Annotated in this window: 19 protein-coding genes; 16 read left to right on the forward strand and 3 right to left on the reverse strand. The window is 60.0% G+C overall.

From position 1 onward, the window contains the following. Positions 1 to 281: 281 nt before the first annotated feature. From WKF55_02080 to WKF55_02110, 7 genes are all read left to right on the forward strand, one after another. On the forward strand, positions 282 to 1,637 hold the full coding sequence (locus WKF55_02080) for a M20/M25/M40 family metallo-hydrolase (GenBank protein ID MEJ7758359.1): 1,356 nt from the start codon (positions 282 to 284) through the stop codon (positions 1,635 to 1,637). Between the two features lie 84 nt (positions 1,638 to 1,721). Further along, complete coding sequence (locus WKF55_02085; GenBank protein ID MEJ7758360.1) at positions 1,722 to 2,615, forward strand: MBL fold metallo-hydrolase; 894 nt, start codon at positions 1,722 to 1,724, stop codon at positions 2,613 to 2,615. Between the two features lie 5 nt (positions 2,616 to 2,620). Next, positions 2,621 to 3,082, forward strand: a complete 462-nt coding sequence (locus WKF55_02090) for a DUF1579 family protein (protein ID MEJ7758361.1) — start codon at positions 2,621 to 2,623, stop codon at positions 3,080 to 3,082. A gap of 31 nt (positions 3,083 to 3,113) precedes the next feature. Then, positions 3,114 to 3,476 carry an MmcQ/YjbR family DNA-binding protein gene (locus tag WKF55_02095; protein ID MEJ7758362.1) on the forward strand — a complete coding sequence of 121 codons (363 nt, stop codon included), beginning with the start codon at positions 3,114 to 3,116 and terminating at the stop codon, positions 3,474 to 3,476. A 2-nt stretch (positions 3,477 to 3,478) separates the two neighbouring features. Continuing rightward, the gene (cysK, locus tag WKF55_02100) at positions 3,479 to 4,456 is read left to right on the forward strand and encodes a cysteine synthase A (protein ID MEJ7758363.1); all 978 of its coding nucleotides are present in this window, start codon (positions 3,479 to 3,481) and stop codon (positions 4,454 to 4,456) included. Positions 4,457 to 4,473: 17 nt separating this feature from the next. Then, complete coding sequence (locus WKF55_02105) at positions 4,474 to 5,310, forward strand: HipA family kinase (protein ID MEJ7758364.1); 837 nt, start codon at positions 4,474 to 4,476, stop codon at positions 5,308 to 5,310. Further along, positions 5,307 to 5,735 (forward strand): DUF3037 domain-containing protein, encoded by a 429-nt coding sequence (locus WKF55_02110; GenBank protein ID MEJ7758365.1) that lies wholly within the window; start codon positions 5,307 to 5,309, stop codon positions 5,733 to 5,735. The genes WKF55_02105 and WKF55_02110 overlap by 4 nt, the downstream gene beginning before the upstream one ends. A 17-nt stretch (positions 5,736 to 5,752) precedes the next feature. Here WKF55_02110 and WKF55_02115 read toward each other — a convergent pair whose 3' ends face one another. Further along, positions 5,753 to 6,712: an MBL fold metallo-hydrolase gene (locus WKF55_02115; GenBank protein ID MEJ7758366.1), complete on the reverse strand. Its 960-nt coding sequence runs from the start codon at positions 6,710 to 6,712 to the stop codon at positions 5,753 to 5,755. Positions 6,713 to 6,876: 164 nt separating this feature from the next. Between WKF55_02115 and WKF55_02120 the strand changes: the two genes are divergently transcribed. From WKF55_02120 to WKF55_02150, 7 genes are read left to right on the forward strand one after another with little or no spacing between them, the layout of a single operon-like run. Beyond that, the gene (locus WKF55_02120) at positions 6,877 to 9,273 is read left to right on the forward strand and encodes a bifunctional salicylyl-CoA 5-hydroxylase/oxidoreductase (GenBank protein ID MEJ7758367.1); all 2,397 of its coding nucleotides are present in this window, start codon (positions 6,877 to 6,879) and stop codon (positions 9,271 to 9,273) included. Then, positions 9,270 to 10,067, forward strand: a complete 798-nt coding sequence (locus WKF55_02125; GenBank protein ID MEJ7758368.1) for an SDR family NAD(P)-dependent oxidoreductase — start codon at positions 9,270 to 9,272, stop codon at positions 10,065 to 10,067. Before WKF55_02120 ends, WKF55_02125 begins: the two co-directional genes overlap by 4 nt. Continuing rightward, positions 10,061 to 10,561, forward strand: a complete 501-nt coding sequence (locus WKF55_02130) for a MarR family transcriptional regulator (GenBank protein MEJ7758369.1) — start codon at positions 10,061 to 10,063, stop codon at positions 10,559 to 10,561. The genes WKF55_02125 and WKF55_02130 overlap by 7 nt, the downstream gene beginning before the upstream one ends. An 11-nt stretch (positions 10,562 to 10,572) precedes the next feature. Continuing rightward, positions 10,573 to 11,391, forward strand: coding sequence for an enoyl-CoA hydratase family protein (locus WKF55_02135; GenBank protein MEJ7758370.1), 819 nt, complete (start codon positions 10,573 to 10,575; stop codon positions 11,389 to 11,391). Further along, positions 11,391 to 12,557, forward strand: coding sequence for an acyl-CoA dehydrogenase family protein (locus tag WKF55_02140; GenBank protein ID MEJ7758371.1), 1,167 nt, complete (start codon positions 11,391 to 11,393; stop codon positions 12,555 to 12,557). The genes WKF55_02135 and WKF55_02140 overlap by 1 nt, the downstream gene beginning before the upstream one ends. Continuing rightward, the gene (locus WKF55_02145) at positions 12,550 to 14,223 is read left to right on the forward strand and encodes an AMP-binding protein (protein ID MEJ7758372.1); all 1,674 of its coding nucleotides are present in this window, start codon (positions 12,550 to 12,552) and stop codon (positions 14,221 to 14,223) included. The genes WKF55_02140 and WKF55_02145 overlap by 8 nt, the downstream gene beginning before the upstream one ends. Continuing rightward, the gene (locus WKF55_02150; GenBank protein MEJ7758373.1) at positions 14,220 to 14,639 is read left to right on the forward strand and encodes a RidA family protein; all 420 of its coding nucleotides are present in this window, start codon (positions 14,220 to 14,222) and stop codon (positions 14,637 to 14,639) included. Before WKF55_02145 ends, WKF55_02150 begins: the two co-directional genes overlap by 4 nt. A 255-nt stretch (positions 14,640 to 14,894) precedes the next feature. Here the strand turns inward: WKF55_02150 and WKF55_02155 are convergent, their stop codons facing one another. Then, on the reverse strand, positions 14,895 to 17,249 hold the full coding sequence (locus WKF55_02155; GenBank protein ID MEJ7758374.1) for an oligopeptide transporter, OPT family: 2,355 nt from the start codon (positions 17,247 to 17,249) through the stop codon (positions 14,895 to 14,897). Positions 17,250 to 17,297: 48 nt separating this feature from the next. Then, entirely contained in the window at positions 17,298 to 17,507 is a 210-nt protein-coding gene (locus WKF55_02160) for a hypothetical protein (GenBank protein MEJ7758375.1), read from the reverse strand. A 128-nt stretch (positions 17,508 to 17,635) separates the two neighbouring features. On the opposite strand from WKF55_02160, the gene WKF55_02165 reads away from it, so the two are divergent. Both WKF55_02165 and WKF55_02170 read left to right on the forward strand, forming a co-directional pair. Further along, entirely contained in the window at positions 17,636 to 18,517 is an 882-nt protein-coding gene (locus WKF55_02165; GenBank protein MEJ7758376.1) for an amidohydrolase family protein, read from the forward strand. A gap of 144 nt (positions 18,518 to 18,661) precedes the next feature. Further along, positions 18,662 to 20,140, forward strand: a complete 1,479-nt coding sequence (locus WKF55_02170; protein MEJ7758377.1) for a hypothetical protein — start codon at positions 18,662 to 18,664, stop codon at positions 20,138 to 20,140. The last annotated feature ends 82 nt before the right edge of the window (positions 20,141 to 20,222 follow it).

Here is a 20,222-nt window from a genome sequence, read left to right on the forward strand (position 1 = left end):
TACGACCTCAGACACAGATTATCTGACAGGTCCTGTGTTCGGGAACAGCCATGACAGTCGCGACGGGGTTGCCCTAATTTCAATTCTCCTGCTCAGCCAACCGACAGAAGCGAGCGCAGTTCCCTACATCTTCCCGCCGTTGCAGTTCCATCTGTGTCATCTGTGTCCATCTGCGTCATCTGTGGTTACCGCGCTTTATCGCGCCTACCGACAAATCTCTCTTCCCGGAACCGGACGAAGCCTCCAGAATTACCTCGAGCCATCACCCAATCGACAACCCGATGAGAATTTTTGTACTCGCCGCCGCGCTCGCCCTCCTGGCAAGCTCCTGCCGCCCCGTAGTATCGGGCCCGGCGCCTTCACCTTCGTCTCCGGTCCCCGCGCAGGCTCCGCGACAGACCATTCCGCTCACGACCACTGAAACGCAGATCCGCGATGCCGTCCGGAAGCACTACGACTCCTCGATCAGCCTGCTGCAACGCGCAGTCGATATCCCGAGCGGCACCAACAACCTGGCGGGCGTGCGGAAAGTAGGGGACCTGTTCATGGCCGAGCTGCGCGGGATCGGGTTCGAAACCCGATGGGAAACACTGCCAGACTCGCTGCACCGCGCCGGACACCTGATTGCGGTTCGTCGCGGCACGCGTGGACCCCGGCTGCTGCTCATCGGCCACCTCGATACGGTGTTTGAGGGCGAAGGCCAGGGCTGGGTGCGTGAAGACACGATCGCGCGCGGAGCTGGCACGAGCGACATGAAGGGCGGTGATGTGTCGATGATTCTCGCACTCCGTGCCCTGGCCGATGCCGGGCAGCTAAAGGACATGCACATCACCGTGATCATGACGGGGGACGAAGAATCTGCTGGCCGGCCGATCAGCGTCTCGCGCGCCTCGCTACTCGATGCGGCCCGCCAGAGTGACCTTGCACTCGCCTTCGAGGGCGGCTCGGCCACGCGTGTGGCGATTGGCCGCCGCGGTTCCAGCAGCTGGCGTCTCGACGTAACTGGCCGGCAGGCCCACTCTGCGGGAATTTTTTCGACAGGCACCGGCTACGGTGCGGCATATGAGGGGGTGAGGATTCTTGACGAGTTCCGCCGGGCAATGGCCGGCGAGCGTGGACTCACATTCAACGTGGGTATCCTGGCCTCCGGCACTCACGTCATTGCCGATTCGTCGGGGGCAGTGGTGACGGTCGATGGAAAATCAAACATCGTTCCACCGGTTCTTCGCGCAACCGGCGACCTGCGATTTCTAACCGAATCGCAAAAAGACTCAGCACGGGAGCGAATGCGCGCAATCGTCTCCCGCTCGTTGTCGAACACCCAGGCGACGATCGCCTTTAGTGATGCATATCCGGCCATGGCAGTAACGCCCATCGGTGAGCGTCTGCTCGCAATCTTCGACGGCGCCAGCCAGGCTCTGGGATATCCAGCTGTGTCGTACACACCACCCGAGGAGCGGGGTGCCGGGGATATCTCTTTTGTAGCGCCGCTGATTCCGGGCATCGACGGACTGGGTGTCGATGGCGCAGGGGCGCACTCACCCCGCGAAATGGTCCGGCTTGCATCGATTAGAATGAGTGCCGAACGTGCAGCAGTGTTCATGAGCAGGCTCATGGAACAGTGGCCCAGGCGTTGATCGCTGACGTTTGCCGATTCGCCGGCGTCGCGGAATGCCGATTGCTTCTCTTTACCTTTCCACACTACGCCCAAGGCAACGAGAATGGATGAACAGGTACCTATCAGCAGCGACGCGATCGCCGATACCGGCAAGGAAGAAGGCGTACGCGAAGTCACTCCGGACGTCGGCTATCAGCGGCATGCTGTCGTAAACAACGTCTACGTTGGTACGCCGGGCGATAGGTCCGGAGGTTGGGTTCTGGTCGACACCGGAGTGATCGGATCGACAGGGAGAATCGAGTCCACGGCCGGGAAACGATTCGGGAAAGACATTCCCCCGGTTGCGATCATCCTGACGCACGGGCATTCAGATCATTCCGGAACGGTGGAGGCACTCGCCGAGAAGTGGGATGTTCCCATTTATGCCCATACTCTCGAGCTTCCCTATCTCGACGGCCGCGCTTCGTATCCGCCTCCAGATACAAGTCTCGGAGGAGGGATTATGCCGAAACTCTCTCCGATGTTCGGTACAGGGCCAATCGATGTGAGCCGATGGCTGCGGGTTTTGCCCGATGACGGCAGCGTGCCCGGGATGACAGGCTGGCGCTGGCTTCACACAGCGGGCCATACGCCTGGCCATATCTCGCTATGGAGGGAGAGCGACCGCACGCTGATCGCCGGCGATGCATTCATCACTACCAACATGGAGTCGGCCTACGCCGTGATAACCCAGAAGGAAGAATTGCATGGGCCGCCAACCCCCTTCACCACTGACTGGCCCTCGGCCCGGCGATCTGTGGAGATGCTGGCGGCGCTGCAGCCCGAAGTGGTAATAACGGGCCATGGAAGGGCAATGAAAGGGCAGCTGATGCGCGATGCGCTGAATACTCTGGCTGGTGACTTCGACCGGATCGCCATACCGGACAAGGGACGCTACATCCGTGAACCAGTGCGCGCCGACGAGACGGGGCCGACCTATATCCCGCCTGAGCAGTAAGCCTGATGACGATGCTCGACAAGCTTGCGATATGTGAAGGGAAATGGCGGGGCACAAGCAGTCTCCAGCTTGACCCCGACTCCGGCAACCTCATCGACTCCCAATCTACCGCAGTCATAACCCGCATCGCGGGTGACAGGTTTGTCCGCATCGACTATACCTGGTCGCACGACGACAAGCCGCACGATGGGTCGTACCTGATTGGATATATAAAGGAAACAGGGGAAGTGACCGCCCACTGGGTCGACAGCTTTCACATGGGCAGCAAGGTCATGGCGTGCATTGGTACGGCAGATGATGCCGGCGTCCTGAGCCTGCTCGGATCGTACGAGGCGCCAACGGGACCCGACTGGGGATGGCGTACGATCATCACGCCAGAGGCCGACAGTCTTCGAATAGTGATGAACAATATCTGGCCCGAGGGGCAGGAAGATCTCGCCGTCGACGCCAGATACGTGCGGGAATAGGCACCGTCACTGATCTGCCGGATTAACGTTCATGCCGCCGAGTCCGCTGAATCGCCTGCGCAAGCTGAGTCTTGCACTGCCTGAGGCGCACGAGGTGGAAGCGTGGGGTGAGCCAACGTTTCGCGTTCGCAACAAGATGTTCGCAATGTATGCCGCCGCAGGCAATCATCATGGACAAGGGCGGCCGGGAGTGTGGTGCAACTCGACGCAGGTCAACCAGGATCTGCTGATTAATTCGGAGCCTGACCGCTACTTCTCTCCGCCGTACGTAGGATGCAAGGGTTGGCTGGGCATCTGGCTCGATGACAAGCCGGATTGGAGTGCGGTCGCGGACATTCTTGCCGACGCGTGGCGGCTCAGCGCACCGAAAAGACTTCAATTATCGAGGAAATAGTGATGCTCGAGCAACGGATCTATCGCGACGTCACTGAGACGGTCGGCAACACCCCGCTCATTCAGTTGAATCGACTCGGCGCGGGACTGCCGGCGAGAATCGTCGTCAAGCATGAGGGATTCAATCCCTTCAATTCCGTCAAGGACCGCATCGGTGCTGCGATGATCGATGATGCGGTCGAGCGCGGCGATCTCCGGCCCGGCATGGTGATCGTGGAGCCGACAAGTGGAAACACGGGAATCGGAATCGCGTACGCGGCGACTGCGCGCGGCTTCAGGTGCATTTTTACGATGCCGGAAACCATGACTGTCGAACGGCGCAACATGCTGCGCGCCCTTGGTTGCCGAGTGGTTCTCACCGAAGGTCCGAAGGGAATGAAGGGCGCGATTGCGCGTGCAGAGGAAATTCACAAACGCCTCGGTGATCGCGCCTGGATGCCGCGACAGTTCGACAATCCGTCGAATCCAGCGATTCACTACCGCACCACGGGACCCGAGATCTGGACGGCGACGGAGGGGAAGATCGATATCTTCGTCTCGGGTGTGGGTACTGGCGGCACCATTACCGGTGCGGGGCGTTACCTGCGCGAGAAAAAACCTGGTATCCAGATCGTCGCTGTAGAGCCCGACGAGAGTCCGGTGCTTTCGGGGGGTCAGCCGTCGCCGCACAAGCAGCAGGGAATCGGCGCGGGATTTGTGCCTGGAAATCTGGATACGAGCATCTACGACGCAGTCATCCGCGTCACGAACGATCACGCGATCGGCATGGCGCGTCGACTTGCGCGCGAGGAGGCAATTCTCGCCGGTATTTCCTCGGGCTCGATCACCTGGGCCGCGTTGGCGATTGCGGCGCGGCCTGAGAACGAGGGTAAACTCATCGTCTCGATCATCTGCGACTTTGGCGAACGGTATCTGTCCAATCCTGTTTTTGCGGAACTGGGTGACCCTGATTTCGCCGATTTCGAGGCAGCATTCGCGTAGCGCCGGGAAGCTAGCCGGTGCATCATCTGCCAGTTCTGTCGGCAACGCGTTACGTCCAGCCGCTTCGCGAGGGTGGCTCGCTGCCGGCAGTGGTGGATACCGACGGTGACGGGTTGTTCGTGGCTAAATTCCGCGGTGCTGGTCAGGGCGCCAAAGCGCTGATCGCCGAACTGGTTGCGGGGCTCCTGGCGCAGCAGGCTGGGTTACCATCTCCCGAGATTGTGCTCATCGACGTCTCCGAGTCCTTCGGCCGCACGGAGCCGGATCCCGAGATCCAGGACTTGCTTCGCGCGAGCCACGGCATCAATGTCGGCGCGCGGTATCTCGACGGATCCTTCAATTTCGATATGACCGCCGCAGGCGAGCTCGTGACTCGTGAACTCGCTGCGCGAATCGTATGGTTCGATGCGTTCGTCACGAACCCGGACAGAACTCACCGAAATCCAAACCTGCTCATCTGGCAACGGAAGCCATGGCTGATAGACCACGGCGCAGCACTCTACGTTCAACACGACTGGGCGTCAGTGGATAAGGCACGCATCATGTCATCATTCCCGCTTATAAGGGACCATGTGCTGCTTGGCCAGAGCGGTGATATCGATGAAGCCGACGTAGCCATGACGGCGGCGATCACCGAAGATCTCATCAGGCACGTAGTCGGTGCAGTACCGGATGAATTGTTGAGTGACGCGTCAGTACGTGCCGATTTCGACACTCCCGATGCCGCACGCGAGCGATACATCGGGTATCTCACCGCCAGGTTGCGCGGCCCGCGCGCATTTGTGAGCGAAGCCCGCGATGCTCAGAGTCGTGCTGCGGGAGCTCAGCCCCACCGGCTGGGTGCCCGCCGATGAAGGCGAAGCACGGCATGGACTCGTCCAGTGATTCTCCCTGGATATCCTATAACTTCGCAGTGCTGCGGGTGGTACCGCACGTTCATATCGGCGCTTTCGTTCCGGTGGGTGTCGCGCTGCATGCCAGGACCGCCGAGTTTCTCGGTATCCGCGTTGTGACTGATGCCGCGGAGCTGGCAGCGCGAGCGGTGGGTGTCGACGTCGCTCTGCTCATGCGTTACCTCCAATCGTGCCAGGCAATATGCGAGGGAGACATTTCCGCGGGACCGGTGGCTCTCGCTCCGCCATCCGAACGATTCCACTGGCTCACCGCGCCGCGGTCGGACGTGATTCAGAGCGGCCCGGTGCACGAGGGAGTCTGCAAAGATCCAGCAGCAACGCTTCAGGCGCTGTACGAAAGCGTGGTGGGAAGCCCGGCGAGATAGCACCCGAAGCCATTGCCTTACTGCCGGGGCTTTCTCCCGGATGTTGCCACACTGGAGTGGACCATCGTAACGAACTGGTCAGGCTTGATGAACCCTGTTCCCCACTTCGCATCATACTCCGCCGATGGCTTCGCGGCGACAATCTGCGCCAGAGTTCGTCCCTGAGTGACGAGCCGGGCTACGCGGTTGGTGACTGCCAGAACGACATCGCGGTAGCGCACGAGATCTTCCCGGGTCGCGAGCGGACCATGGCCTGGAATGATTTTCGTCCGGGGGCTGCTCATCGCCAAAGCAGCGTCGACCGCGGCAATCAAGCCTCTCGCCGATCCACCACTTGAAGCGTCGATGAATGGGTAAGTGCCATTAAAAAAAGTGTCGCCCATATGGATTACGTTCGCTTTCTGAAAGACAACGAGCGCGTCGCCATCGGTGTGAGCGTTCCGGACATGCACTGCCTTGACACTGTCATCGTTTACGTGGAAGGTGATCGACTCGGAGAATGTCACGATCGGGAGTGCGGCATTCGGAGATGGCGGCGTCTTTCGGTTGAATGCCGCGGTGAACTGTTCGGTGCTCATGCGGCGGCGCACATTTTGGTGAGCAACGATGATCGCGCCGGCGCCTCTCATATTCTCATTGCCCCCGGTATGGTCACCGTGCCAGTGGGTGTTAAGTAAAAACCGCACCGGTTTCGTGGTCACTGTGGCGATTGCCGCCCTGATTTTGGGCGTAAGGGGCGCGAACTGATCGTCGACCATGAACGCGTCGTCATTGCCGACGGATAGGCCGATGTTGCCCCCAGCCCCCTGCAGCATGTACACGCCGCCGGCAACGGGTGTGACTTTGATCACTGTCTGCGACAGGTCCTGCTGCGCAAACAGCGACGTCGCTCCCAAAGAGAATGCAGCGATAGCGGCAAGGGGAGCGGCTGTCTGCGGCCGGCTTGCCGACCTGCGGAAGAAGAATCGAGATATCATCGTTTGATGGGTGTGAGATATGCGTTCAATCTGGCACCCACAGCGGGTTGCTGGCTACACATGTCCTGCCGTACGCCTCCAGCCGGTGCCAGGACATCAGGCCTTGCGACTTTATTTTAAGCATATAATATCTGTGTAGCGTGTTCGGACGGGGGAGGCAGTGCATGAAAGTGGTAATCGTTGGCGGAGGGCCTGCCGGACTATACACTGCCCTGCTTCTCAAGCAGGCAGATCCGGCGCACGAGATCACTGTCTGCGAACGCAATCGGGCGGACGATACGTTCGGGTGGGGAGTTGTTTTTTCCGACCAGACGCTCGAGAACTTCCGCGTTGCGGACGAGCCAACCTACCGCGCGATCATTGGCAATTTCGCCCGCTGGGATGATATCGACGTTGTCATTCACGGCCGCCGCATCACTTCCGGCGGGCATGGGTTCAGTGGCATCGCCCGAAAAAAGCTCCTCGAGATACTACAGCAGCGCGCCACTGCACTCGGCGTCGATATCCGCTACTCCGTCGACTTGCGCGACGATAGCGATCTCGTCCCGCTCGGACTGGGCGATGCCAGCGTCATTGTGGCCGCTGACGGAATCAACAGCGCTATTCGCAGAAAATACGCTGAACACTTCGAGCCTGACCTCGACGAGCGGACGGCGCGCTTCGTGTGGTTCGGCACGACGTTTCCGTTCGACGCGTTCACATTCTACTTCGTCGTCAACGAGCATGGCGTGTTTCAGGCACACTGTTACCGGTTCGACGGCGGGCTTTCGACGTTCATCGTCGAGTGCGATGAAAAGTCATGGAGGTCGGCCGGTTTCGACCGGATGGACACGACGCAGACAATCGCCGCCTGTGAATCAATGTTTCGAGAGCGGCTCGACGGTCATCCACTGCTCACCAATGCAGCTCACCTAAAAAATTCGCCGTGGGTGAATTTCGTGCGAGTGCGAAACAGCAACTGGTTTCACGACAACATCGTGCTTATCGGCGACGCAGCCCATTCAGCGCATTTTTCCATCGGCTCCGGAACAAAGCTGGCGATGGAGGATGCGATCGCGCTTTCACGCGCGCTGTCCACGTTTAACGATATTCCGGCCGCGTTTCAGTCATACCAGGATGAGCGGGGCACTGAAGCGCTGCGGCTTCAGAACGCGGCCCGGAATTCCATGGAATGGTTCGAGCACGTGAAACGATACGTCCATCTCGAGCCCGAGCAATTCACGTACAGCCTGCTCACCCGCAGCCAGCGTGTGAGCCACGAAAACCTGCGGCTTCGCGATGGAAGCTACGTGGAAGGTATGGAGCGATGGTTCTCGAGCCAGGCGGCAACGACGCTGGATCAACCCGTCACGAAGCCCGGGCTCGACCAGATCACGGAGAACACTGACAACACCCGGAACATGGGAACCGCGCCGAACGCCGAGTCGGTGACACCTCCGATGTTCACGCCCTTCCGCCTGCGCGACATGACACTTCAAAATCGCATTGTCGTCTCGCCGATGGACATGTACTCCGCCCGCGACGGAGTGCCAAACGATTTCCATCTGGTGCACCTCGGCGCACGGGGGCTCGGCGGCGCGGCGCTCATCATGACCGAGATGGTCTGCACGTCTCCTGAGGCGCGGATCACTCTCGGATGCACGGGGATGTACACGGAAGAGCATGTAGTGGCATGGCGCCGGATCGTAGACTTCGTCCATCAGTGGTCTGACGCGAAGATCTGCATTCAGCTGGGACATTCGGGGCGAAAGGGGTCTACCCGCCTGCCGTGGGAGGGGACTGACCTGCCGCTGCCGTCGGAGAACTGGGAGCGAATCGGGCCGTCGCCAGTGAACTACGGCCCGACACTTCCGCCTCCGCGGGAGATGACCCGCAGCGAGATGCAACGAGTGTGTGAAGAGTTCGTGCGCTCGACACGGATGGCTGAGGATGCGGGGTTCGACATGACCGAGCTGCACTGCGCGCATGGATATCTGCTCTCGAGCTTTCTGACACCGGTGAGCAATCGCCGGACGGACGAATACGGTGGTGCAGTCGAGAACAGGCTCCGCTTTCCGCTCGAGGTATTCACAGCCACGCGCGCAGCGTGGCCCGAGGAGAAGCCGATGTCAGTACGTATTTCGGCAACAGACTGGGTGGACGACGGCGTGACCGCTGATGAATCAGTGGCTATCGCGCGTGCTTTCGGCGCGGCTGGCGCAGACATCATCCATGTTTCTACCGGACAGACCACGGCCGATGCAAAGCCCGTTTTTGGCCGCCTGTTTCAGACGCCCTATAGCGACCGAATTCGAAACGAAGCGGGGATGCCAACGATTGCCGTCGGAAACATCACCGACGCAGATCAGGCTAACGGGATCGTTGCTGCGGGCCGAGCTGATCTCGTTTCGATCGGACGGCCCCACCTGAGCGATCCTCACTGGACGCTGCACGCTGCGGCCCAGCAGGGTTTTGCGCGCGCTGCGTGGCCAATCCAGTATTACCAGGGACGCGTGCAGCTTGAACGGGAAGTACAAAGGGCAAAGGAGATCGCGGCAGCAACCAGCACGGGCAAGGTATGACAATGACCCATGTAGAGCGTTACCTCGACGGGCAACACGCAATTGTCACGGGTGGAAACCAGGGAATTGGTGCGGCCATTGCCGCGGCGCTCGCTTCGCGTGGAGCGACACTGACGATAATGGCGCGATCGATGGCTACCCTCGAGCAACATGCCAGGGCGATTGGAAGTGAGCATGGTATCAAAGTGTCGGCGTTGCGGTGCGACGTCACCGACGAAGATTCGGTAGCATCGGCATTCGACAAGGCAGTCGAAACCTCCGGCCCGGCGCACATACTTGTGAACAACGCCGGCGCTGCGGAGAGCGCCGTCTTCAGCGAGACATCGAGCGATATGTGGAACCGCATGCTGGCGGTGAACCTCACCGGCACCTTTGCGTGTTCAGCGAGAGTCTATCCCACGATGCTCGCGGCGAAAAGCGGCAGGATTGTGAACATCGCATCCACTGCCGGAATGAGGGGCTTCAAGACGATGACCGCGTATTGCGCCGCCAAGCACGGTGTGGTGGGGCTCACCCGCGCCCTCGCGCTTGAAGCGGCAAAACATGGAGTGACCGTCAACGCAGTATGTCCTGGATACACAGATACAGCAATTGCCGATCAGGGCATCCAGAATGTCATGCGCGCCCTTGGCAAGACTACTGACGAGGCGCGTGAAATACTTCTGCGGACCATACCTCGCGGGAAGATGGCGACACCTGAGGAGGTTGCCAGCGCCGTGAGCTGGCTGTGTTCGCCCTCCGCGGCAGCGGTCACGGGCATTTTGTTTCCGGTTGCAGGAGGTGAGGTGTGGTGAGAGCGGTGGAGACGCGAGAGCAACGTTCAGGGCAGGATTCGTTGCGGGCATGGCTTCGCCTTCTCACATGCACCAACATCGTCGAGCGGGAGGTGCGGGGGCGGCTGCGCGATGAGTTTGGCACCACGCTCCCTCGATTTGATGTCCTCGCGCAGCTCGACGCCGCCTCGCATGGTTCAACGCCCCGGCTCACCATGACAGAACTTTCGCGTCGTTTGATGGTGACGAACGGAAACCTCACATCTCTGGTGGAGCGGCTCGTTCAGGAGAAACTGGTTATCCGGACTTCATCGCCATCGGACCGGCGGACGCAATTCGTGCGACTGTCACCGAATGGGAAACGTGCCTTCGACGCCATGTTGCCGGCTCATCAGATGTGGATTGAATCGATGTTCGCCGGCCTGTCGGACAATGAACGCGCCCGTCTCTCCGACCTGCTTGGAAAACTCCGTGGGTCTCTGCACAACTCACTCGACGAGGAACGCCAGCGATGAGCAGCGCCTCGATGCCCCCAGTCTTGACACCTCAACATTTCCGCTGGCACACGGCGGGCCGGGTGGCTGTAATCACCCTCGACCGGCCCGAACGAAAGAACCCACTGACACTCGAATCCTACCGCGAGCTGACCGACACATTCCTGATGCTCCAGGAGATAAGGGAAATCCGCGCCGTGGTAATTACCGGCGCGGGAGGCAATTTCTGCAGTGGCGGCGATGTACATGACATCATCGGCCGCCTGGTGGATATGAAGAAAGCAGGTAACACGCGCGGGCTACTCGAGTTCACGCAAATGACTGGTGATCTGGTGAAGGCAATGCGTGCGTGTCCGCAGCCAATCGTTGCGGCGGTAGACGGAGTTTGCGTAGGAGCGGGCGCGATACTGGCAATGGCGAGCGATTTGCGCCTGGGTACGGCGCGCAGCAAGGTCGCGTTTTTGTTCGTCAGGGTGGGGCTGTCGGGTGCGGACATGGGGGCGTGCGCGATTCTGCCCCGCATTATTGGCCAGGGCCGCGCGAGCGAGCTGCTTTACCTTGGTCGTGTCATGGGTGGTGAAGAGGCAGAACGCTGGGGTTTCTACAACAGAGTCGCGATGCCGGAAACTCTCCTTGACGACGCAATTGCGCTTGCCACTTCGCTGGCCGAAGGACCCAGTGCCGCGCACGCGATGACGAAGAGCTGCCTCCACGAGGAATGGTCGATGGACATCGATGCGGCGATCGACCACGAAGCGCGGATGCAGGCTCAATGCATGATGACCGACGACTTCGAGCGTGCCTATCGCGCATTTGTCGATAAACAGCCACCTGTGTTCGAGGGCAATTGATGGTCGAGTCCGATACACTCGACTGGCCCTTCTTTGACGACCAGCACCGCCGCTTCGCGAGTGATCTCCGGGAATGGGCCAGGCGCGAAATATCGCAGGAGCATCAGGATGCCGATGTAGATGAAACCTGCCACTCCCTGGTCAGGCAACTTGGCGATGCCGGCTGGTTGCGGTACGCAGTACCAGCAGCATACGGCGGCGCGACTGAAATACTCGACGTCCGCACGCTTTGCATTGCACGCGAAACGCTGGCAAGACTTTCCGGTCTGGCCGACTTCGCGTTCGCGATGCAGGCGCTGGGCGCCGGTCCGATATCTCTGTTCGGATCACCGGAGCTGAAGCAGCGCTATCTCCCGCCAGTCGCAAGAGGAGAATCGATTCCTGCATTTGCGATCTCCGAAGCCGATGCCGGCTCGGACGTGACCGCCATGACCACCACGGCCACACGCGATGGCAATCAGTATGTGATCGATGGAGAGAAAACGTGGATATCGAATGGAGGCATTGCCGATCAATACGTCGTCTTCTGCAGGATATCCGGCGCAGATCGTGAATTCATCGCGCTCGTCGTCGAGCCATCCGATCCAGGTTTCAGTATCGCCGCCCGAATCGACACCATTGCGCCGCATCCGCTGGCAACGATCCGGTTTGAAGCGTGCCGCATACCGGCGGCTCGCGTCGTGGGCCAGCCAGCCAACGGGCTGAAGGTTGCACTTGGCACACTCGATGTCTTTCGCTCCACTGTCGGTGCCGCCGCGCTCGGCTTTGCACGCCGCGCGCTCGATGAAACCATGGCTCATTGTTCAACGCGGAAGGTTGCTGGTGGAGTACTCCAGGAGCTTCAGCTCACCCAGGCTCGTATCGCGAACATGTCGACCGCGATCGACGCCAGTGCGCTGCTGGTCTACCGGGCCGCATGGACGCGGGACAAAGGTGCACCGCGAACTACGCGTGAAGCATCGATGGCAAAGATGTATGCTACTGAGGCTGCGCAACGCGTGATCGACGATGCGGTTCAGCTCCTTGGCGGGCGGGGCGTTGTCGCGGGACACCCTGTGGAACGGCTGTATCGCGAGATTCGTGCGCTGCGCATTTACGAAGGCACTACCGAGATTCAGCAACTCGTGATAGCGGGGCAGGTGATCAAGGCCTACCGGGATGGCTGAACGGGGAGCAGGACGCGATGCAGCATCGACTGCTGAGCCAACCGGCCATATCGACACATTCTGCGCGCAACATCTTCCGCCGCCTGAATTGTGGCCCATTCGTGAATGGACGGGCATTCCCGAGCTGACATATCCCGCCCGGATGAACTGTGCGACTGAGCTACTCGATCTGACCGTCACGTCGAGAGATGGTGAACGCCCCGTATTCCGGTTTCCAGGTGGTGTGTGGACTTACCGGGAGTTGATGGAAAAGGCGAATCGGATCGCCAACGTCATGGTGGACGATCTCGGGCTTACTCCCGGCAACCGGGTTCTGCTGCGAGGTCCCAATACCCCGCTGATGGCAGCCTGCTGGTTCGCCGTGCTGAAGGCGGGCGGCGTCGCGGTTTGCACGATGCCGCTCCTTCGCGAACGCGAACTGCGCTACGTGGCCAATAAGGCCGGAATAAGCCTGGCACTTACCGACAGTCGCCTGGCAGCAGAATGCGAAGCAGCGTTCCTCACAGGTCGCGAGGGCGAAGTCGGGATGGCCGCCCGTGTCATGCAGTTCAACAGCGATTCTTCAGACGGTCTCGAGCAATTGATGGAGCGCAAGCCGGAGACCTTCGCGAACAGGGATACTTCGGCCGACGACATCGCGATCATTGCCTTTACATCCGGTACGACGGGCGAAGGCAAAGGCACGATGCATTCACATCGTGACCTGCTGGCCGTAAGTGACTGTTTCCCACGGTATGTGTTGAAGCCGGTGTCGGATGACCTGTTCTGCGGCTCTCCGCCCCTGGCGTTCACCTTTGCGCTCGGCGGACTGATCCTGTTTCCGATGCGGGTCGGGGCTTGTTCACTGCTGCTCGAGCAGCCCACTCCACCCAATCTCATCGAGGCGATAGAGCAGTACCGTCCAACAATCTGCTTTACCGCGCCTACCGCTTACCGCGCGATGAGCAGGCTGCTGGCGGAGCACGATGTTTCGAGCCTCAGGAAATGTGTATCTGCGGGTGAGGCACTTCCGCCGGCTGTCTACGAGGATTGGCACACGGGCACTGGCATCAAAATTATCGACGGCATCGGAGCCACCGAGATGCTGCACATTTTTATCAGCGCATCGGGAGATGACATCCGCCCCGGCGCAACGGGAAAGATCGTGCCGGGATATCGCGCACGCGTGGTCGATGATGACAACAATGACGTGCCCGTGGGGAAAGTGGGCCGACTGGCAGTAAGAGGACCAACCGGCTGCCGTTACCTGGACAACATTCCGCAGCAACGTGAGTACGTGCGTGATGGCTGGAATCTCACGGGGGATTCCTATGTGCTGGATGCGGACGGTTACTTCTGGTATCAGGCGCGCACCGACGACATGATCATTTCCGGCGGTTACAATATTGCCGGGCCTGAAGTAGAGAATGTATTGCTGGAACATGCTGCGGTGGCGGAGTGTGCCGTGATTGGCGAGTCGCACGAAGACAGAGGATCGATCGTAAAAGCGTATGTGGTCCTCGTACAGGGTCAGACAGGAAACGCTGAGATGGCAAAAGAGCTTCAGGATTTCGTGAAATCGCAGATTGCGCCGTACAAGTACCCGCGGGCAGTGGAATTCACCGAATCATTGCCACGTACGCCAACTGGCAAGCTCCAGCGATACCGGTTACGAGAGAGAACATGAGCCACACGTCCGACGGAGACGCAATTTCGCTTCACCCCGAGGGTTGGGCGCCACCGCGCGGATACGCCAATGGCATCTCTGTGCGGGGAAGACATATCGTCCTCGCCGGGCAGATTGGATGGGATCCCATGGATTGTTCCTTCCGTACTGATGAGTTTGCCGGCCAGACCCGACAGGCACTGATCAACATTGTCACTCTGCTGGACGAGGCAGGCGCGACTCCAGCGCACCTGGTCCGCCTGACCTGGTACGTCACCAGTCGCGAGGAGTATGTCGCGTCGCGCTCCCGGATCGGGCAGGCGTGGAAAGAAACAGTGGGGAACCACTATCCGCCAATGTCCGTGATCGTGGTTTCGGGACTGCTGGAGGAACGTGCTAAAGTCGAGATCGAGGCAACGGCGGTAATCCCGGATTGACCGCCTCGTACGACCCGGGATGGAAGGCTCAATCGCTAGCGAACGACGTTGACCACAGATGACGCAGATGGGCGCAGATGACACCGATAGAGAGACAAGCACTGAAGAAAAAAGTGTCCACTCCGGGACTCGACTAGCGCCGAATTGTCGTATTACCCTTCGAGAGACTTCGCCTTAGCCGGCTCGACGGCGGAGATACAGCGTGGTGTTCATCGGTGTTATCTGTGCCCATCGGTGTCATCTGTGGTTATTGGATTATCCGGGCCGCCCCCGGTCTCGCGGGGCCAGCAGTTTTTCTCTCCCCGTCAAATAGAGTACTGCTATCAAAGCGAGGAACGGAATCATCGACAGCAGGTCAGATGCCGGGCCATCGCGAAAGGGGTTGGAGTCGCCAAAGCCGGATATCGATTCATTGAACCCAGCCATGAATGGAACGCCGGCCAGAAATGCGATGATGATTCCGGCGATTGCGCCGCCTGCGATATAACCGGACGCCATCAGCACACCCGGGCTCTTGTCGCCCTCGGCGACCAGTTGATCTTCGCTGAGATTCTTTCCGGCGTGCTTGCGTCCAATCCACCGGTCAACTGCCCAGCGGATAATTCCGCCAATGAAGATGGGGGCGGATGAAGACAGCGGCAGATACACTCCGACCGCGAAGGCCAGCGATGGAATACCCGACATCTCGAGAACCACCGCTATCATTGCGCCGAGCAGTACGAGGCCCCACGGCAGCTCGCCCCCGAGAATCCCCTTGATGATATAGGACATGAGCGTAGCCTTGGGCGCATCGAACTTGGGAATGTCCTGACCATTTGGCAGCTCGCGAATCGCACCGTTGATACCGGGATCCACGAAATACACCGGAGTTCCGGCTGCATCCACCAGGTATTTTTCGGCGTTTCCACCGGCGGGATCCTGACGGTGCCACACCATGTATTCTTTCGGATCGGTAATTCCGCCGGCGACTGTCCCCTCTACGGTCTCCCTGCGACCGAGCGTAGCCACATCAGCGCGTTCACCGGGTGTCACCGATCCGGCTGAAATGCCTGCGATAGTTGCACCGACCGGAACATAGACCGAACCCGCCGAGTTGAGCTTCAGGAGAATCGGCCCGAGTGCCAGTGCAGAGACGGTGGCGCCGATGAGAATCGCTATCTGCTGCGATCGGGGTGTTCCACCGACGAGGAAGCCCGTCTTCAGATCCTGCGACGTAGTTCCACCGTTTGATGACGCGATGCAGACGATCGCGCCGATGGAGAGCGCGGTGACGTAGTAGTTGCTGCCCGTCCAGCCGAGGATGACGAAGCAGAGGCAGGTGAGAAGCAGGGTAGCGACTGTCATTCCTGAGATCGGATTTGACGACGAGCCGATCTCGCCTGTAAGCCGCGACGATACTGTGACGAAAAGAAATCCGAACACGATGATAAGAAGTCCGGCGGCAACCCGGGTGACAATCGACGTACCCCCGATGTACAGCGGATTTGCGAACGCAATCGCAACGATAAGAGCGATGAGGCCGATGAAAACGACACGGATTGGAAGGTCGCGGTCTGTTCGCGGTGTCGTTGGCGCCTCGCCGGTCTTCGCGGAAGAGATATCCCGCATGCCGCCTCTGATGCCGTGCCAGATTGTTGGCAACGACCTTCCAACGCTGATGAGACCACCCGCCGCGACAGCGCCCGCTCCGATATACAGCACGTAGGAATTTCGGATTGCGTCGGGATCCATGTCCCTGATGAGCGTAGTCGTCTCGGGCGCCAGCGGTGTGCCGAGCGCAGCTCCGAAGTAGGCAATCATCGGAATGAGAATCAGGTAGGCAAGTACTCCACCGGCGCACATAATCGATGCGATGCGCGGGCCGATGATGTAGCCAACGCCGAGCAGCTCGGGGGATACCTCGACGGCTACTGAGGCTTTGCTGAAGGGTGCGCCGAAAATGTAGCCAGGGGCCTCCTTCCATCCTCTGAATGCAACCATTGCCGTCTTGTAGGCGAGCGCAATCCCGAAGCCCGTGAAGATCGTTCTGGCGCTGGTGCCGGCCCCGAGCATTTCCTGCTCGCGCCTTGCTTCGGGTGATGCAGCGGCGCGGGACTCGGGCGACGCCCCGGCCTTCAGTACTTCAGCGCATGCCGTGCCTTCGGGGTATTTCAGAATGCCATGCTGTGCGACGATCAGCGCCCGGCGGAGCGGGATCATCATCAGAATACCGAGCAGGCCGCCGAGTACGGCGACAAGCATGACGCGGGTGATCTCGAGGTCGAATCCAAGAATGAGTATTGCCGGCATCGTCACGCCGACTCCGAACGCAATCGATTCGCCGGCGGAACCGGCTGTCTGGACGATGTTGTGCTCGAGGATAGTGGCGTCTCTGACACCCATCTTCGAGAGAAGTCTGAAAAGCGTGATGGAAATGACGGCGACAGGAATCGACGCTGATACCGTGAGGCCGACTTTGAGAACGAGGTAAAGCGATGACGCGCCGAAAATCAGGCCGAGCACGGTGCCGACGATGATCGGCAGGGGTGTCAGCTCGCGAAGTGCTGTTGTGGCCGGGATGTAGGGGGTGAACGCTGCGGAGGCAGGCCTCCCGGGTTGGTCTGCACTCATTTGGGCCGTCGCACCTCTGCTGAGTGAGACGGCGCGCCCGGCGCAGCTTTATGCGTCGGGCTTTTCGTCTCGTGGCTTGCGCCGCGGGCCACGTTCCAGGCGTGTTCCGCCCGGACCATATAACTCCTTGCGTACTCGCATCGCCAGCCAGATGGTGGACGCGGCGCCGACGGTGATCTTGAGTGCCTTGAAGATCATGCTTTTCTGCGGTGCGCGAACGGCGCGGCGTACAACATCGACGGCTTCTTCGGCTTTCATGGTCTGTTGTCCGGACGGTAGCGGTTACTAGGCATCGCTGCTCCTGGCGGTTGCAGTGGATGCCTGGGCGGCAATGCAGGATGTGGAGAAGATAGCGTAGTCGAGGTGCAGCGGTATCTTGTGCGACCATGACTGCTTCAGACTCGACGACGCTGGCGGGGATTCGCATCACTGATGTCCACGTCCACATCCATCCGTGGCGCGAGATGCGGCCGGAGATTGTGGAGGTTTTGCGTATCGGCCAGCGCGATCCCGATTTTCTGGAGCAGGTGATGTATGATCCAAAGCTTCTGCTGGCGATCATGGATGAGGATGGAGTTGATCGTGTAGGGCTGGTGAACTATCCATCCCCGGGTGTGATGGGTACCGATCTGCGGACGATGGCTCACGCCGCGCGTTATGCAGAGGCGGCGCCGCACCGGATGATGTGGTATGCGGGGGTCCATCCGCTGGTGACACGCGATCCCGCGGGCGACGTGGACGCGCTGATCGAGATGGGGATGCGGATGTTGAAAGTGCATCCGAACCATCAGGAGCTGCCCGCCAATGCTTACAGCGGCGGGCTCGATTCACAGGCGGCGGTGTACCGGCGCTGTGAGGAGCGTGGCATTCCGGTGCTGGTTCACACGGGGACGAGTGTTTTCCCCGGTGCGCGGAGCAAGTATGGAAACCCGCTCGAGATAGACGATATGGCGATCGATTTTCCCGATCTGCAGATCGTGCTTGCTCATGGCGGGCGTCCGTTCTGGATGGGTGAGGCGTTCTTCGTTCTCAGGCGTCACCGGAATGTGTGGTTCGACCTTTCGGGAATCCCTCCGAAGTCACTGTTGGAGTATTTCCCGAAGCTCGCCGAGCTCGAGCATAAGCTGCTGTGGGGTTCGGATTGGCCGAGTCCCGGGGTCGTGGGGATGAGGAGGAATATCGATCAGTTTCTGGGGTTGCCATTGAGCGACTCACTGAAGCGGGCGGCGCTGGAGGGGAACTCGGAGCGACTTCTGCCGCGGGGCTGATTGTTGCATCGAATGGGATAATTGGTCAGATAGCACGAAAGTTGTAGGTAAAGGTGCGGGTGGGGGTCCGTCAGATGTGGTCGATGCGACGACGCCGATCATGCGGGTGCGCGGATTTTACGGGTGTAGAGAAAGGAGCAGGAGTTGACGTCTCGACGAGTACTGTACCAGGCTTTTCTGGCCGGCAGCGTGATCTTCGGCTGCTCCGACGCTCCCGCGGCACCGGGAGAGAATGCGCCCGGTGAGCTGTTGAACCGCGAATTCGAGCCAGTCGTGCTCACCGGCGAGACCATTCCGTCGTTTGCCGGTGTACCTCCCGCGCAACTCGTTGGTTTTCGCTTTGCTTCGGGGGCATGGACCCAGATCCCGATTCAGGTGGACGAGCGGGCGGTCGTTTCACTGGGCAACGCATACGGCGGGCTGAATCCCCTGGCATGTGACCCGCCTACATTTTGTATCGCACTGAACGGCGCGCTGGTTCAGCTTTATTACACGGATCCAAAGACCCACATCGGCGCAGACCCGGATGCCGCGTTCGACAAGGATGACGAGCTGGTGTTCATGGCGCACGACGCTGGAGTTGAAGCACCAGCGGATGCGCCAAGACCACCGGGACTTCAATCCCGCGCGGGGGTCAAGGTCATGATCTCGGAACCGGGCATCCCGGCAATTCGCGGGTACGTGTATCTCTTCCGGCAGAACGGCACTCTCTCCAGCGGTGCGGGCAAGTCGTACGTCACCTACAACTTTTCCCTCGCTTCCGGCGAGTATCTCACTTCCTATAACCGGGCAGGTACATCGGCTGACGCCAATCGTCGCACGGGCGATGCAGTCGGGGCAAACCCCGAGAATACGACTGTCACCACTCCTTTCTACAGCCAACACTTTGCCGACCGGTGGATACTCGATCGTATACATATCACGGCGGGAGGTGCGAGCGGCGTAGACATACTCGACAGGTACAAGAGCTCATTTGCGCCGGGGAGTTGCGCACGAACCGAGTACACCGGATCACGTGGTGAGGGAGCGTTCATCGTCAACCGGTCTGGACCAGTGCGGGCGATTCGCGCGTTTCTGGGATTCAACAGCGGCCCGCTGGTGCAGCGCCAGCACATTTTCTATGAGCAGTACTCGGACGTGACCACGTTCCTGCGCGTCCACCCAATTCCGGGAATCGTCGACTTCTTCGACTACAGCCCTGCCGCAACCGGAATGACGTATCGCAACAACCAGAACCCGCAGGGTTTCCTGATCGACGGACGACCGGATGATCATCGGCCGGGCCCACTTGAATGGGAGTCGGTGCAGGGTGCTGCGGGAACGATGGTGATGGCTCATTCACTGGCGACGAATACAACGGGAGTCGTTCGGACGTCGTTCTATGAAGACGCGATAACATCCCAGTACACGCAGTGCACTGGAGATAATTCTGCGTACGCGGCGAGTGGCAACTGGATCACATCGGACATTCCGAACACCGACCCTCGGCTGCCCGGTGCTGCAGCGCTCTCAGTGCGGCGTCAGATGGTTTTCGGGGCGCCCGATCTGACGGCGGCCAAAGTCGCCGCAGTTGTCGCCAATCTCAAGGCGCCACTCGAGGTGCGGACAGTTGAGTATCCCTGACGAACTCGGCTACCGTATGCCGACTTTCGCGGAATGTGTCCCATACCGAGACGCACGAGCTCCGAACTACAGTCGACGGCTA

Source organism: Gemmatimonadaceae bacterium (genome assembly GCA_037721215.1).
Taxonomy (GTDB): domain Bacteria; phylum Gemmatimonadota; class Gemmatimonadetes; order Gemmatimonadales; family Gemmatimonadaceae; genus UBA4720.

What these genes read in the sequence shown, in the direction of transcription:
- WKF55_02165 (MEJ7758376.1), top strand. Translation starts at nt 17,636, where the DNA reads ATGACTGCTTCAGACTCGACGACGCTGGCGGGGATTCGCATCACTGAT.
- WKF55_02115 (MEJ7758366.1), bottom strand. Translation starts at nt 6,712, where the DNA reads ATGATATCTCGATTCTTCTTCCGCAGGTCGGCAAGCCGGCCGCAGACA.
- WKF55_02080 (MEJ7758359.1), top strand. Translation starts at nt 282, where the DNA reads ATGAGAATTTTTGTACTCGCCGCCGCGCTCGCCCTCCTGGCAAGCTCC.
- WKF55_02125 (MEJ7758368.1), top strand. Translation starts at nt 9,270, where the DNA reads ATGACAATGACCCATGTAGAGCGTTACCTCGACGGGCAACACGCAATT.
- cysK (MEJ7758363.1), top strand. Translation starts at nt 3,479, where the DNA reads ATGCTCGAGCAACGGATCTATCGCGACGTCACTGAGACGGTCGGCAAC.
- WKF55_02095 (MEJ7758362.1), top strand. Translation starts at nt 3,114, where the DNA reads ATGCCGCCGAGTCCGCTGAATCGCCTGCGCAAGCTGAGTCTTGCACTG.
- WKF55_02145 (MEJ7758372.1), top strand. Translation starts at nt 12,550, where the DNA reads ATGGCTGAACGGGGAGCAGGACGCGATGCAGCATCGACTGCTGAGCCA.
- WKF55_02160 (MEJ7758375.1), bottom strand. Translation starts at nt 17,507, where the DNA reads ATGAAAGCCGAAGAAGCCGTCGATGTTGTACGCCGCGCCGTTCGCGCA.
- WKF55_02120 (MEJ7758367.1), top strand. Translation starts at nt 6,877, where the DNA reads ATGAAAGTGGTAATCGTTGGCGGAGGGCCTGCCGGACTATACACTGCC.
- WKF55_02090 (MEJ7758361.1), top strand. Translation starts at nt 2,621, where the DNA reads ATGACGATGCTCGACAAGCTTGCGATATGTGAAGGGAAATGGCGGGGC.
- WKF55_02155 (MEJ7758374.1), bottom strand. Translation starts at nt 17,249, where the DNA reads ATGAGTGCAGACCAACCCGGGAGGCCTGCCTCCGCAGCGTTCACCCCC.
- WKF55_02085 (MEJ7758360.1), top strand. Translation starts at nt 1,722, where the DNA reads ATGGATGAACAGGTACCTATCAGCAGCGACGCGATCGCCGATACCGGC.
- WKF55_02135 (MEJ7758370.1), top strand. Translation starts at nt 10,573, where the DNA reads ATGCCCCCAGTCTTGACACCTCAACATTTCCGCTGGCACACGGCGGGC.
- WKF55_02110 (MEJ7758365.1), top strand. Translation starts at nt 5,307, where the DNA reads ATGAAGGCGAAGCACGGCATGGACTCGTCCAGTGATTCTCCCTGGATA.
- WKF55_02150 (MEJ7758373.1), top strand. Translation starts at nt 14,220, where the DNA reads ATGAGCCACACGTCCGACGGAGACGCAATTTCGCTTCACCCCGAGGGT.
- WKF55_02140 (MEJ7758371.1), top strand. Translation starts at nt 11,391, where the DNA reads ATGGTCGAGTCCGATACACTCGACTGGCCCTTCTTTGACGACCAGCAC.